We start from the raw sequence: 14,642 nt of genomic DNA, 5'->3' as shown, positions 1-14,642 counted from the left end.
TTTAAAGTAAACATTTACTTTTAGTTCTCTCCGCCGACAGTCAGTTTGCTAACCAAAGCTGAAGGCATACCGCAAGTTACCGGACAGGATTGTCCGTCTTTGCCGCAAGTCCATGTACCATTATCGATCTTTGCGTTGGTCGCTACCATCGTGATGTCCGCCAAAGCTTTCGGACCATTACCGATGATATTAATGTCCTTGACCGGTTGTGTCAGCTTACCATCTTCAATCATGTAGCCCGACTTCACAAAGAATGTAAAGTCTCCGGCACCGATCTGTACCTGACCGTTCGTAAAGTTATCTACAAAGATTCCTTTCTTTACAGAAGATATAATATCCGATTCATTCACATTTCCGGCCTCCATATATGTGGCGCGCATACGGGGAATCGGCATATTGCGGAACGACTCACGGCGTCCGTTGCCGGTCGGTTCCACTCCGTAATGCTTCGCGCTGATACGGTCGTGGAGATAGCTGGTCAGCACTCCGTCTTTAATCAGATAGGTTTTCTGTCCTTCCGCACCTTCATCGTCGAAGTTCACCGACCCCCGATTGAACGGAATAGTACCGTCATCTACCACGTTGATATGTTCGCTGCAGACTTTCTTGTTCAGCTGGTCGGCAAATATGGAAACGTTCTTCCGGTTGAAATCCGCTTCAAAAGTATGTCCGATAGCCTCGTGAAGCAGGATACCCGATCCTCCGGCACCCATAACTACAGGCATTTCACCTCCTTTAGGTTTGATGGCCTTGAACAGAAGAGAGGTCTGGTCTACCGCTTCGCGGGCGATAACGTCCACCACTTCGTCCGACAGGAAATCGAACCCTCTGCGGTAGGCACGGGCAGCATAGCCGTTCTCCGTCCTTCCGTTTTCTTCCATGATGCACACTGCCCCCAGCGTCACCATCGGACGATAATCGTAGAACATCACGCCTTCCGAATTGCAGAAGAAGATATGCGAGGTGGTGTCGCTTTGGCTTGCCTGCACTTTATGTACCCGCTTGTCCAAAGCAAATATCTGGTCATTCAGTTTTTGCAGATAAGGCATCTTATCCTTCAGACTCACTTCCTCCCAAGGGGAAGCTACGGTATAATAGTTCTTTTTCAGTACCTTTTCGGTGAGATTCAGAGGTTTATTGCCTTTGTTGGCAGAAGCAATGCGGGCGGCTGTGCGGGCAGCTTTCAGCATATCCTCCAATGTAATATTCTCCACGTAGGCATAGCCGCTCTGGTCTCCAATCAGCACACGGACTCCGACTCCATAGTCTATATTCGAATAACTGTTGTTCACCGCTCCATCCATCAGGCGGATACTGTTTGTAATGGTGTGTTCAAAGAAAAGATCGGCGTAGTCGCCTCCTTTCTCCAATGCTGCAGCGAGCACTTTTTTCAAGTCTGCCTCACTCACTCCGAAATGATTCATAGCCAAAGCAACTGTTGCCTTCTTGTCAGCTCCTTCGCCGCCCAATGCACCTGGGGTGGCCAGAGCCATAGCAGAACCTGTCGTCAATGAGCCGAGTAAAGCTATCCCTCCGGTTTTTAGAAAATTTCGTCTGTCCATGTTCACTTATATTTTAGTTTCAGTTATCTTTTGTCAGCAGACTTTCCAGTTCTTCGGCATTCAGACGAAGGTAGAATTGTCCGCGATAAGCCACAGAAATAGATCCGGTCTCTTCGGAGACGATGATGGCATGCGCATCCGACTTTTGCGAGATACCCATAGCCGCACGGTGACGCAAGCCCAGTTCCTTCGGAATATTCAGGTCGTGCGATACGGGAAGGATACAACCCGCCGCTTTGATCCGCTTTTTGCTGATGACCATTGCCCCGTCATGCAGAGGACTGTTCTTGAAAAATATATTCTCAATCAGACGCTGACTGATAGTCGCATCTATTATTTCCCCCGTCCGGACCACTTCGTCCAAAGGAGTGGTATGCTCGATCACGATCAATGCACCTACTTTCTGCTTTCCCATACTCAGGCAGGCCATTACCACCGGCATGATATCGTCATGTTTCAAAGCTTCTTTCTTCGATCCGCTGAAAAAGTGCGCCAGCGCACTGACATGCCGATGAGACCCCAATGTCAACAGGAAACGGCGAATCTCATCCTGAAAAAGAACAATCAAAGCAATCACCCCCACATTCATCAAGGTATCGAATATGGAACCCAGCAGTTTCATTTCCAGGATCTGCGTAACGACCAGCCAGATCAGGATAAACACCAGAATGCCGGTAAAAACCTTGATAGAGCCGGATGCCTTCATCAGCTTGTAAGTGTAATACAACAGCAGGGCAACCAGCAGTACATCGATAAAATCTTTTATGCCAACGTCAAAAAACACGGTATTCGTTCTAATTATAAGTTAGTAATTTATCTTAGTTTCTCCACAATCCGGACAGCTTCCACCGCTTCGCGCACATCATGCACCCGAAGAATGTTCGCTCCTTTCATCAAAGCCACTGTATCCAGTACGGTAGTTCCATTCAAAGCATCTTGCGGAGTTCCTCCCAATAGTTTATAAATCATTGATTTCCGGGAAACGCCGACTAACAGCGGAAGTTCGAAAATGCTGAATTCTTCCAGATGGGCCATCAGTTCATAATTATGTTCCAATGTCTTTCCAAAGCCAAATCCCGGATCGAGTATAATGTCCTTCATGCCCAAGTCACGAAGCTGCTGCACTTTGCGTGCGAAGTATATGAAAACTTCTTTGATCAGATTGTCATAATGAGGTTCTTTCTGCATGTTTTGGGGAGTTCCCTGCATATGCATCATGATATAAGGCACTCCCAGTCGGGCAACCGTTTCAAACATCCGGTCGTCCATCTCACCGGCAGCGATATCATTCACAATAGCTACACCATAGTCCTTCACACACTGCTCGGCTACATCCGCCCGGAACGTATCTACCGAAACAATCGCGTCCGGATGGTTACGGTTCACAATTTCCAGTCCGGTGCGTAAGCGGTTCATTTCTTCCCCGGCAGTGATATGTTCGGCATTCGAACGCGAAGAATAAGCTCCGATATCAATGATAGAAGCACCTTCATCGATAATCTGCCGTGCCCGCACCGCAATTTCCTCCTGCGTCTGCATCCGGCTACCGGAATAAAAAGAATCAGGCGTCACGTTGAGAATACCCATCACTTGCGGAGTGGTCAGATCGAGCAGGCGCCCTTTCACATTTATATAAGTTGGAGAGATCAATTTCATTCTTGATTATATTCCAGTTAGACTGTTGCAAATGTAGATAAAAAATGCAAGTATTCGTATTAAAATTAGGAAATAAACGTATATTTGCAATCAATAGAATGACCGAAAACGAGTGCCATGAGCCAATTGTACCGAATTATCTTAGGATGTATTTTCTCCCTTTTGTTCATCGTTATTCCTGCAAAAGCCCAGAAAGAGGCTGAAGTTTATAACGTGGATTCTTCCCTGTATGCTTACTATCAGCGCTGCCAGGAAAATCTGCTGGAGCCTGTCGTACTCAGCATGTCTGATACGCTGTTCCACATGGCCGCAGAGCAAAACGACCAGCGGATGCAGGCAGTGGCTCTCTCTACCCGGTTAGACTATTATTATTACCAGGGGAACAATGAAGACAGCGTGGTTTTTCATACCAGTAAGGTAAAACAATTCGCAAAGGAAACCCTGCAACCCAAGTACTATTACTTCGCTTGGGCAAACCGGCTGATCCTGTATTACCTGAAAACAGGGAGAAGCAACATCGCCCTCTACGAAGCCGAGAAAATGCTGAAAGAGGCACAGGAAGAAGACAACAAGACCGGACTTCTGTACTGCTACAACATCATGTCGCAGATTTACACGATCAAGAACTTTGATGTCATGGCCTCCGAATGGCGCCAAAAAGAAATCGAACTGACCGAGAAATATAAATTAGAAAACTATAACATCAGTAATACATATGCCCAACTTGCCAGTTACTATACTACGCATCACCAGCCGGAGCTGGCAGTAAAAGCTCTGGAAAAAGCGGTAAGAACAGCTAATTCTGCCAGCCACAAGATACTGGCAAAGCTGGCATACGTGGATTATTACAGTGAATCCGGTGACTTTCCGGCAGCCGAGAAGATGCTGAAGGAATGCAGGGAGCTGTTTGACCAGGACAAAAGGCTCGACTCGCTCAAAAAAAGGTTTTACCGCACGGAATCTTTCTACTATCAGCGTAGCAAACAGTTCGTGAAAGCACTGGAAGCTACCGAGAAACAGGAAGCGGAAGAGCAACGGCTGAATGAATATGCCATGAACGGCGAACAATACCGTATCAAAGGAGAAATCTACAAGCAGATGGGCAGACCGGAGGAAGCGATTAAGTTCCTGCAAAAATACATAAGAGTGGACGATTCTTTAAAAATTGCCAACGAGCGACTCGCCAGCAGTGAATTTGCCACCCTGCTGAATGTGGAAAAGCTCAATGCGGAGAAAAAAGAATTAATGCTCCAGGCGAAAGAAAAAGAGTTGAGCAATAAAACGACGCTGATTATTTCATTGATTATCCTGTTAGGTATCCTTTTCCTGTTCTTATATCGGGAAGGCCGCCTGAACCGGAAACTGAAAACTTCGGAAAGTGAACTAAAGATTAAGAATGAGGAACTGACTCATTCGAGAGAGGAGTTGCGCAAAGCCAGAGACCTGGCAGAAGCGAACAGCCAGATGAAAACAACTTTTATTCAGAGTATGTCTCATGAAATACGGACACCGCTCAATTCGATCATAGGTTTCTCGCAAGTATTAAGTGACCACTATGGCAATGAGGAAACGAAAGAATTCGTCAACATCATCAAAGCCAACACCGACGACCTGCTCCGGCTGGTTACCGATGTGCTGACTCTGTCAGAACTCGACCAATACGACAAACTCCCTACGGACATCCGGACGGATATTAATATAGTCTGCCAGATGTCCATCGAAGCTGCCGGCATGCAGGAACGGGATACCGTAGCGTTTCATTTCAGGCCGGAAAGGGAGAATCTGATTATACTCAGCAATCCGGAGCGCATATCACAGTTACTGACCAACTTGATACATAACGCGATAAAGTTCACGGATCATGGCAGCATCGAATTAGCTTATTCGGTGTTGGAAGCAGAAAAGAAACTTGAAATCAGCATTACCGACACAGGTATAGGGATACCGAAGGAGAAACAGGAAGCGGTATTCGAGCGCTTCTTCAAGATGAACTCCTTCTCACAGGGTACGGGCCTCGGACTGTCGATCTGCCGGACGATTGCCGAGAAGTCAGGAGGAAGCCTCCGGATCGACCCTTTCTATACGGACGGCTGTCGGATGGTGCTGACTCTTCCCCTGATATATACCTGAGTAAAAAACGACTCCAACCGATACCAAATCCGAAAGAATAGCCTATCTTTGCAGCGTTTAAAATAAAAGCCCAGGCTATGAATCTTTCTGCTCTTTACCAGATTTTTCTGGATTGCCAATTGGTGACTACCGATAGCCGGAACTGTCCGGAAGGGTCACTGTTTATCGCTTTGAAAGGCGAGTCTTTCAATGGAAATGCATTTGCCGGAAAGGCATTGGAAACCGGTTGCGCTTATGCCATCATCGACGAACCCGAATATGCGGTCGAAGGAGACCAACGATATATACTTGTAGACAACTGTCTGCAAACACTGCAACAGCTTGCCAATTACCACCGCCGTCAACTGGGTACCCGGGTCATTGGCATCACCGGAACCAACGGTAAAACAACTACGAAGGAACTGATTTCCGCCGTACTCTCGCAAAGCCACAACATTCTTTATACATTAGGGAATCTGAACAATCACATCGGTGTACCCTCCACCCTGCTCCGCCTGAAAGCGGAACACGACCTTGCCGTCATCGAAATGGGTGCCAACCATCCGGGAGAAATCAAGTTTCTCAGTGAAATCGCAGAACCAGACTGTGGTATCATTACCAATGTAGGCAAAGCTCATCTGGAAGGTTTCGGTTCTTTCGAAGGAGTGATAAAGACCAAAGGAGAACTTTATGACTTTCTCCGTAAGAAAGAAGGTTCCACCGTCTTTATCCATCATGACAACGCCTATCTGATGAATATAGCCGGGGGACTGAATCTGATTCCTTACGGCACGGAGGATGACCTTTACGTGAACGGACGAATCACCGGCAATTCCCCTTATCTCACTTTCGAATGGAAAGCCGGCAAAGCCGGTGAAACCTATCAGGTACAGACGCAACTGATCGGAGAATACAACTTCCCGAACGCGCTGGCCGCCATCACCATCGGTCTCTTCTTTGGAGTGGAAGCCGCAAAAATCAATGAAGCCTTAGCCGGATATACACCGCAAAACAATCGCTCTCAACTAAAGAAAACGAATGATAATACGCTGATTATCGACGCGTACAACGCCAATCCGACCAGCATGATGGCTGCTTTGCAGAACTTCCGCAACATGGAGGTACCTCACAAGATGCTTCTTTTGGGAGATATGCGTGAACTGGGCGCCGAAAGCGCTGCCGAACATCAAAAGATAGCAGACTACATCAAAGAATGTGATTTTGAAGAAGTATGGCTAGTGGGAGAACAGTTTGCAGCAGCAGAACATTCCTTCAAGACCTACCCGAACGTACAGGAAGTAATAAAGGAACTGGAAACCAACAAGCCTAAAGGCTATACCATCCTCATCAAAGGTTCTAACGGCATCAAGCTTAGCTCGACAGTAGACCATTTTTAGTTCTTCATTCTCGGTCGAACGACATAATAGGCGATCAGACTCGCCAATGTCGCTCCCGTTGAGTTGGCGGCAAAGTCCAGCCAGTCTCCTCCCCGGTAAGTCGTGCAATATTCTTGCAGCAACTCCACACAGCCGCTAAAAAGTATGGGACAGAGGAATGCTCCTACCCATGCGTGCCATAATGGTGCATTATCGCGGCGATGCGCCCGCAGAAACTCCAGCCACAACATTCCGGACATACCGAAATACATGCAGATGTGGACTAATTTATCCAGGTTCGGTATTTCACTCAAGTCCGTTTTAGGAGGTTTGAAGAAAGACAGATAAATCACAGTCAAGATTATAAAAAGCGAAATAGGATATTTCTTAATATAAGATAGCATATCTAAATAAAATTACAATTTCGGTACAAATATAACTATCATTTTCTATATTTGCATTTTAATACGTACATTTTATAACGATTTGTAAGACAAAACAAGATTTATGACAAAAAATGATAGAGCGAACTTCGGGAGTAAAATAGGCGTAATACTTGCTTCCGCTGGCTCAGCAGTAGGGTTGGGAAACATCTGGAGATTTCCCTATGAGACGGGTAATCACGGTGGCGCAGCCTTTATACTGATCTATTTAGGATGCGTTTTTCTTTTGGGACTTCCCATTTTAATTGCCGAATTCCTGATCGGGCGCCGTTCGAGGGCAAATACGGCGGGAGCCTATCAGAAATTAGCTCCCGGCACTCATTGGCGCTGGGTAGGACGCATGGGTGTTCTCGCCGCTTTCCTTATTCTCAGTTATTACTCCGTAGTGGCAGGATGGACGTTGGAGTATGTGTTTGAAGCTCTTACAAACGGCTTTTCAGGCAAGACTCCTACAGAATTCATCTCTTCTTTCCAACAGTTTTCCAGCAATCCGTGGCGACCAGTTTTGTGGCTGGTTATATTTCTGACGGTTACTCATTTTATTATTGTCAAAGGAGTCGAGAAAGGGATTGAGAAATCTTCCAAGATTATGATGCCTACCCTATTCATTATCATATTGATACTTGTGGTCTGTTCGGTTACCCTGCCCGGAGCAGGTGCCGGTATCGAGTTTCTGTTGAAACCGGATTTCAGCAAAGTAGACGGAAATGTATTTCTGAGTGCGATGGGACAGGCTTTCTTCTCCCTAAGTCTGGGAATGGGATGTCTCTGCACCTATGCTTCTTATTTCAGTAAGGAAACCAACCTGACCAAGACCGCATTCAGTGTAGGAATTATAGATACGATCGTAGCAGTATTGGCCGGATTCATTATTTTCCCGGCTGCATTCTCCGTAGGAATACAACCGGATGCGGGTCCGAGCCTCATCTTTATCACACTGCCTAATGTATTTCAACAAGCGTTTAGCGGAGTGCCGATACTGGCTTATATCTTCTCGGTGATGTTCTACGTATTGCTTGCAATGGCAGCACTGACTTCTACTATCTCCCTGCACGAAGTAGTCACTGCTTATCTGCACGAAGAGTTCAACTTCACACGCGGCAAGGCGGCCAGACTGGTGACCGGAGGATGTATCTTCTTAGGTATCCTCTGTTCATTGTCGCTGGGAGTCATGAAAGGATTCACGGTTTTCGGATTAGGCATCTTTGACTTGTTCGACTTTGTCACAGCGAAGATCATGCTGACACTCGGAGGTCTGTGTATCTCCATCTTTACCGGATGGTATCTCGACAAGAAAATCGTCTGGGCGGAGATCACCAATGACGGTTCGCTGAAAGTTCCTGTGTATAAACTGATCATCTTTATATTAAGATACATTGCACCGATTGCCATCTCCCTGATCTTTATCAATGAGTTAGGGCTTATCAAACTATAATGTGGAAAGACTTTTTTTACTTCACTAAAACCGAACGACAAGGCATTATCGTCCTTGTCGTTCTTGTTATAGGGGCATATGCTATCCCCCGACTCTTGCAGGCTTTCTCTCAACCGGAGAAAACCAATCCGGCTGAACAGGTAAAAGCCGAAAAGGAATATAGTGATTTTATCTCTTCCGTGAAGAAACTAAAGCCAGGCAAGAAATATCCTGATTATACAAACAACCGTTCATCAGCAGTCCATCCGAAAAAAGAAATCAGGCTTGCCACATTCGATCCGAATATGGCTGACTCCACCACTTTCCTCAGTCTCGGTTTACCTTCCTGGATGGCAAGCAACATTCTGCGATACCGCAACAGGCAAGGCAGGTTCCGGCGCCCGGAAGACTTTCGGAAGATATACGGGCTGACAGAGGAACAATACCGCACTCTTCTCCCCTATATCCGCATTGCCGAAGAGCCGATTTCCCCAGATACCAGCCGGCTACTAGTAGTACAAGCAACAGCACAACATGATACTTTAATGAAGTACCATCCGGGGATTATCATCGACCTGAATCAAGCGGATACCACCGAACTGAAAAAGATTCCGGGTATCGGAAGCCGGATTGCGCAGTCGATAGTGAACCGTCGCAGATTATTAGGAGGGTTCTATCAGATAGAGCAGTTGGAAGAAATTCGCCTGAAAGTGGAAAAGCTCCGGTCGTGGTTCTCTGTGGATGCCACACAGATTCACCGGATCAACATCAACAAGGCAAGTGTCGAACGAATGATGCACCATCCGTACATCAACTTCTATCAAGCCAAAGTGATTGCGGAATACCGGAAGAAAAAAGGGAAATTAAGAGATTTGAAGCAACTGGCACTTTACGAGGAATTCACTTCGGCTGATTTCGAACGAATCATGCCTTATATTTGTTATGACTGATATGCACCCACGTTATTTACGGTTGGCAGAAACACATTTGTTGTGATATATAAAAAAAGATGCATTCCTATCACACCAGACAAGAATGCATCACACACAAACAAAACAAACACTCTACTGACATCTTCACAGACTTACGTAGAGAAGCGACTATAAATATATAGCTAAAAGATTGAACTCACACAACCTTCTAGTGATTTGGTATCCATTTTTAGAAATTTGGTTCCCTTATTAATCTTTTTTAATTGTGCCATCCACCATATGTACCGTTCTATCGGTGATTTTAGCCAATCCCTCATCATGAGTGACTATCACGAAAGTCTGTCCCAGACGGTCCCTCAGGTCGAAGAACAATTGGTGTAAATCTTCTTTATTGTGTGTATCCAGGCTTCCGGAAGGTTCGTCCGCAAGGATGACAGCGGGGTGATTGATCAACGCACGGGCTACGGCAACCCGTTGCTTCTCTCCCCCCGACAGTTCGTTCGGCTTATGAGACGCACGCTCGGTGAGTCCCATGAAAGCCAGTATTTCCATAGCACGGTCGGTAGCTTCCTTAGACGATACTCCGGCAATAAATGCAGGGATCATCACGTTCTCCAATGCGGTAAACTCCGGCAGAAGCTGATGAAACTGAAACACAAAGCCGATATTCTTATTGCGGAAGGCCGAAAGTTCTTTCTCCTTCATCCGGCTGACGACAGTTCCGTCAATCGCTACCGTACCCGCATCCGGCTCGTCGAGCGTTCCCATAATCTGCAACAGGGTGGTTTTTCCGGCACCGCTGGGACCGACAATACTGACGATCTCTCCTTTATTTATTTCCAGATCAATGCCTTTCAGCACCTGCAAAGAGCCAAAACTCTTGGTTATTCCTTCTAATTTGATCATAATAGCTTCTTAGATTCGTTTAATGACATATTCCGCCAGATAGCAGCCGAAAACCGCCGGCATATAGCTGACCGTTCCACAGGTAGATTTCTTATTCCGTTCGTCGTCGGTGAGCAATACCGCTTTCGGGTCCGCCTGCTCGGTACTGAATACGACAGGCAGTTTACGCTTTACCCCCATCTTCTGCAAACGCTTCCGCACTGCTTTGCTGAGCCCGCAATGATAGGTATCCCAAAGATCAGCAAAACGTATCTGCGTTATATCGCTCTTCGCACCGGCTCCCATACTGGAAACAATCTTTATATGACGCTTCATCGCCTCATAAATCAGAAAACATTTAGGACTGATCGTGTCGATGGCATCCACTATAAAATCGAATCTGGCAGAGTCCAGCAATTCGGGAATATTCTCGTCTTTCAGGTAAACGGATAAGACGGTGAGTTCAATATCCGGATTGATATCCTTATATCGTGCCGCCAGCACTTCCGCCTTCGGCATCCCCAGAGTAGAGTGCATGGCAGGAAGCTGGCGATTCATATTGGTAGGCTGCACGGTATCGGCGTCTACAATCGTCATCCGCCCGACCCCTGCCCGGCAAAGCATTTCGGCAGCATACGCCCCTACGCCTCCCAGACCGACGACCAGTACATGCGAAGCCCGGATACGCTTCATTTTATCTTCTCCCAGCAGGAGTTCCGTCCGTTGTTGCCAGTTCTCTTCCATCAGCTTTTCTTAAACCATTTATAAAACCATTTGCCCACCTTTTCATAATGCTGCGATTCGTTGTAGCCACGCGGGTCGGAGAAAGATACAATTTCCTGCGGATCACCGAACTGGTCGGGATACAGGATAATCAGACTGTTGTTCGAGAAGTATTTGCTCAACTGTGCCGGCAGACGTTCGAAAGAAGGATCATACGAGATAGAACCCCGGCGGGCCGAGATAACGACGAATAAATGATCGTAGTTCACCTGTCCGGTCAACAGCAAAAGATCGCCCCACTCTTCGAGCATGGAAAACTCGGTCGGAGTGCCGCTGAATTTCTTCTTTACCAGTTGTTGCAGGCGCATCAGTGTACGTTCGTTGGCGAAGAAATGTACGCGACAGCCAAGAATACTTCCCATCCGGCAGAAATGCTCTACCCATTTGGAGAAGCCTGTTTCAAATTCGGCTTTAGGCGGAACAGCGATGATAATACGGCGGAGCGTATTGACCGGCATCAGGAATTTGGCTATCATCACTTCGCGGTGAGTACCTTTCAGCAGACTTTCGGCAAGGTTTCCGAAAAAAGAATCGACAATATTGGCCTTGCGGTGCAGACCGATCACTACATCCGTAGCTTCATATTCCTTGATGGTATGTATAATTCCCGAAGCAATGTTCAAATCATAACGGCTCACCATCGTCACCGGGACATCGGCGGCAGCGGCAATCATCGCCGCTTTTTCCAGATTCCGCTTGCCTTGCAGTTCTTTATTCTCCGAGCTGTTATTGTCATTAATCACATTCAGGGCAATCATGCCATTCTTCTGCTTGGTATCTTTGATGACTAGCGCAAGATTGACAAGGTTCTCAATCGTTTCCGGATTGGCTACCGGAATCAAAATCTGTTCCATCGTTTTCTTCACGCCCTTATCTTCCGGCTGCGTATCTTCATTCAGTGCAAAACGACGGGCGGAGCGTTCCGTTACCAGCGAACTGATCACACAGGTGAAAAGAATCATCACGACCGTACCGTTCAGCACATCATCATTGAGCAGCCGCTCGCCGTTCTCCATGATGATTTCGTGTCCGATCAGCACCGCTGCCAGTGTGGCTGCCGCCTGCGCATTACTCAATCCGAAGATCATGCTGCGTTCATTGGACTGCATACGGTAAATCTTCTGCGTGAGCCATGCTGCCAGCCATTTGCTGAAAGTAGCTACCACCGTCATGACTATCGCCACTTTCAGCGCTTCGCCACCTGTAAACAGACTGCGGACATCAATAATCATGCCGACACCGATCAGGAAATAAGGAATGAACAGGGCATTTCCTACAAATTCCAGCCGGTTCATCAATGGAGAAACATGAGGAATCAAACGGTTCAAGACCAAGCCTGCCAGGAAAGCTCCCAAAATACCTTCCATCCCAACAAACTCCATCAGTCCGCCGCCGAGGAAGACCATAGCCAGCACGAACACGAACTGCATCACACTGTCGTCATACTTCCGGAAAAACCAACGTCCGATACGGGGGAAGAAAAAGATGATGAGAAAACCCAGAAAGGCTACTTTCGCCACAAGGAATACCCAGAACAGACCGTCGACAGTGCCTTTGAACATTCCGCCTATGACAGCAAGGATGATCAGGGCAAGAGTGACCGTAATCGCCGTACCGCCAATCGTAATATTGACACTGCGCAAACGGGACAACCCGTAACGGCTGATAATAGGATAAGCAATCAAGGTATGGGAAGCATACATACTGGCAAGCAATACGGCAGTAAGAAAACCATACCCCAGCATGCTCATACTGCTCCATATACCCAACGCCATAGGAATCAGGAAGGTAAGCAAGCCGAAGACAACACTTTTCATCCGGTTTTTCTTGAAGTCTTCCATGTCCATTTCAAGTCCGGCAAGGAACATGATATAGTAAAGTCCGACTTTACCGAACAATTCGAAACTGCTGTCACGATCGAGCACATGGAATCCGTGTTCGCCGATCAGCACACCCGCCAGAATCATACCGATAATATGAGGTATATGAAGGCGCCCCAGAATCATCGGAGCAAACAGAATTATAATTAGTACCAAAAAAAACACCCACGTCGGATCAGTTATTGGTAACGCTAAATTGAATTCAAACAGGTTCATAGGTCCGTGGTTTTAGGATTTCAATGCAAAGGAACAAAAAAGTTCGCATACCTCCAATTCATAGGTAGATAGATTGAAATAATAATTCTTCGACAAAAATGCGGTTTATATGGCAAAATGTTATAATTTTGCAGCCAAATCTATCCTATTCGTCAGAACTGGAAGATAAATACAGTATTCACATTTAACAAAAGAAAAAGATGAAAGTAGCTATTGTTGGCGTAAGCGGAGCCGTAGGACAGGAATTCCTGCGCGTGCTCGATGAGAGAAACTTCCCGATGGACGAGTTAGTTTTGTTCGGTTCTAAACGTAGTGCCGGAACAACTTATACTTTCCGCGGTAAACAGATCGAGGTCAAACTCTTACAACACAACGATGACTTTAAAGGAGTAGACATTGCTTTCACTTCTGCCGGTGCAGGAACATCCAAGGAGTTCGAGAAAACAATCACCAAGTATGGTGCTGTGATGATCGACAACTCCAGCGCTTTCCGTATGGACGCTGATGTACCTCTGGTAGTGCCCGAAGTAAATGCCGCAGACGCGTTGGAGCGTCCGCGTGGCGTCATTGCCAATCCTAACTGTACAACTATCCAGATGGTAGTTGCACTGAAAGCCATCGAACAGCTTTCTCATATAAAAACCGTGCATGTTTCTACTTATCAGGCTGCCAGCGGTGCCGGTGCTGCCGCTATGGACGAGCTGTACGAACAATACCGTCAGGTATTGGCCAACGAGCCTGTGACTGTAGAGAAGTTTGCTTATCAGCTGGCATTCAACCTGATTCCGCAAATCGACGTGTTTACAGAAAACGGTTATACCAAAGAAGAAATGAAAATGTATAACGAAACACGCAAAATCATGCACTCTGACGTGAAAGTCAGCGCAACTTGTGTACGTGTTCCTGCATTACGTGCTCACTCTGAAAGCATTTGGGTGGAAACAGAACGTCCGATCTCTGTGGAAGAAGCCCGCGAAGCATTCGCCAAAGGCGAAGGACTGGTGCTTCAGGACAACCCGGCAGAAAAGGATTATCCGATGCCGTTGTTCCTTGCAGGCAAAGATCCTGTCTACGTAGGACGTATCCGTAAAGACCTTACGAATGAAAACGGATTGACATTCTGGATCGTTGGCGATCAGATCAAAAAAGGCGCTGCACTGAATGCCGTGCAGATCGCTGAGTATCTGATTAAGGTAAAGAACGTATAAGATATATAGATAAGACCAGAATAAAGGTCGGCTTGCACTGTGACGATTGTCGCGTAGCAAGCCGGCCTTCTTTGTTTGCTTTGAAGCTACACACACTTTCTTTCCACATCTTCCAGTATCATCAGGCTATTCCCTATTCCCCTGTAGTTCCAAATTCAGTTCCAACCGTTGAAACAGC

Annotated in this window: 12 protein-coding genes; 5 read left to right on the top strand and 7 right to left on the bottom strand. The window is 46.6% G+C overall.

Annotated features, from left to right (window positions below):
• Nucleotides 1–20 precede the first annotated feature (20 nt).
• The 3 genes from HMPREF2794_RS12000 to folP are packed head-to-tail and all read right to left on the bottom strand — an operon-like array spanning nucleotide 21 to nucleotide 3,218.
• A complete protein-coding gene (locus tag HMPREF2794_RS12000; RefSeq protein ID WP_070751585.1) occupies nucleotides 21–1,562 on the bottom strand; it encodes a TldD/PmbA family protein in 1,542 nt (513 codons plus the stop codon).
• 19 nt (nucleotides 1,563–1,581) lie between these two features.
• On the bottom strand, nucleotides 1,582–2,346 hold the full coding sequence (gene cdaA / locus HMPREF2794_RS11995) for a diadenylate cyclase CdaA (RefSeq protein WP_010536326.1): 765 nt from the start codon (nucleotides 2,344–2,346) through the stop codon (nucleotides 1,582–1,584).
• A 29-nt stretch (nucleotides 2,347–2,375) separates the two neighbouring features.
• Nucleotides 2,376–3,218: a dihydropteroate synthase gene (gene folP, locus HMPREF2794_RS11990; protein WP_070751584.1), complete on the bottom strand. Its 843-nt coding sequence runs from the start codon at nucleotides 3,216–3,218 to the stop codon at nucleotides 2,376–2,378.
• A gap of 117 nt (nucleotides 3,219–3,335) precedes the next feature.
• Between folP and HMPREF2794_RS11985 the strand changes: the two genes are divergently transcribed.
• The gene (locus tag HMPREF2794_RS11985; protein WP_070751583.1) at nucleotides 3,336–5,348 is read left to right on the top strand and encodes a tetratricopeptide repeat-containing sensor histidine kinase; all 2,013 of its coding nucleotides are present in this window, start codon (nucleotides 3,336–3,338) and stop codon (nucleotides 5,346–5,348) included.
• Nucleotides 5,349–5,425: 77 nt separating this feature from the next.
• A complete protein-coding gene (gene murF / locus HMPREF2794_RS11980; RefSeq protein ID WP_055269106.1) occupies nucleotides 5,426–6,724 on the top strand; it encodes a UDP-N-acetylmuramoyl-tripeptide--D-alanyl-D-alanine ligase in 1,299 nt (432 codons plus the stop codon).
• On the opposite strand, the gene HMPREF2794_RS11975 is transcribed toward murF, so the two are convergent.
• On the bottom strand, nucleotides 6,721–7,107 hold the full coding sequence (locus HMPREF2794_RS11975; RefSeq protein ID WP_022300878.1) for a VanZ family protein: 387 nt from the start codon (nucleotides 7,105–7,107) through the stop codon (nucleotides 6,721–6,723). The genes murF and HMPREF2794_RS11975 overlap by 4 nt on opposite strands.
• Before the next feature lie 103 nt (nucleotides 7,108–7,210).
• Here HMPREF2794_RS11975 and HMPREF2794_RS11970 point away from each other — a divergent pair, with 103 nt between their 5' ends.
• Entirely contained in the window at nucleotides 7,211–8,581 is a 1,371-nt protein-coding gene (locus tag HMPREF2794_RS11970; protein WP_070751582.1) for a sodium-dependent transporter, read from the top strand.
• Nucleotides 8,581–9,510, top strand: coding sequence for a ComEA family DNA-binding protein (locus tag HMPREF2794_RS11965; protein WP_070751581.1), 930 nt, complete (start codon nucleotides 8,581–8,583; stop codon nucleotides 9,508–9,510). Before HMPREF2794_RS11970 ends, HMPREF2794_RS11965 begins: the two co-directional genes overlap by 1 nt.
• A gap of 231 nt (nucleotides 9,511–9,741) precedes the next feature.
• On the opposite strand, the gene HMPREF2794_RS11960 is transcribed toward HMPREF2794_RS11965, so the two are convergent.
• Genes HMPREF2794_RS11960 through HMPREF2794_RS11950 form a run of 3 tightly spaced genes read right to left on the bottom strand, consistent with a single transcriptional unit; the run spans nucleotide 9,742 to nucleotide 13,256 of the window.
• Nucleotides 9,742–10,398: an ABC transporter ATP-binding protein gene (locus HMPREF2794_RS11960; protein WP_010536319.1), complete on the bottom strand. Its 657-nt coding sequence runs from the start codon at nucleotides 10,396–10,398 to the stop codon at nucleotides 9,742–9,744.
• A 9-nt stretch (nucleotides 10,399–10,407) separates the two neighbouring features.
• Nucleotides 10,408–11,121 carry a tRNA threonylcarbamoyladenosine dehydratase gene (locus tag HMPREF2794_RS11955; protein WP_070751580.1) on the bottom strand — a complete coding sequence of 238 codons (714 nt, stop codon included), beginning with the start codon at nucleotides 11,119–11,121 and terminating at the stop codon, nucleotides 10,408–10,410.
• Nucleotides 11,121–13,256: a cation:proton antiporter domain-containing protein gene (locus HMPREF2794_RS11950; protein ID WP_010536317.1), complete on the bottom strand. Its 2,136-nt coding sequence runs from the start codon at nucleotides 13,254–13,256 to the stop codon at nucleotides 11,121–11,123. The genes HMPREF2794_RS11955 and HMPREF2794_RS11950 overlap by 1 nt, the downstream gene beginning before the upstream one ends.
• A gap of 200 nt (nucleotides 13,257–13,456) precedes the next feature.
• Between HMPREF2794_RS11950 and HMPREF2794_RS11945 the strand changes: the two genes are divergently transcribed.
• Nucleotides 13,457–14,464: an aspartate-semialdehyde dehydrogenase gene (locus HMPREF2794_RS11945; RefSeq protein ID WP_070751579.1), complete on the top strand. Its 1,008-nt coding sequence runs from the start codon at nucleotides 13,457–13,459 to the stop codon at nucleotides 14,462–14,464.
• The last annotated feature ends 178 nt before the right edge of the window (nucleotides 14,465–14,642 follow it).

The organism is Bacteroides sp. HMSC067B03 (assembly GCF_001811315.1).
Taxonomy (GTDB): domain Bacteria; phylum Bacteroidota; class Bacteroidia; order Bacteroidales; family Bacteroidaceae; genus Bacteroides; species Bacteroides faecis.
This window is presented reverse-complemented; position numbering and strand designations above follow the sequence as displayed.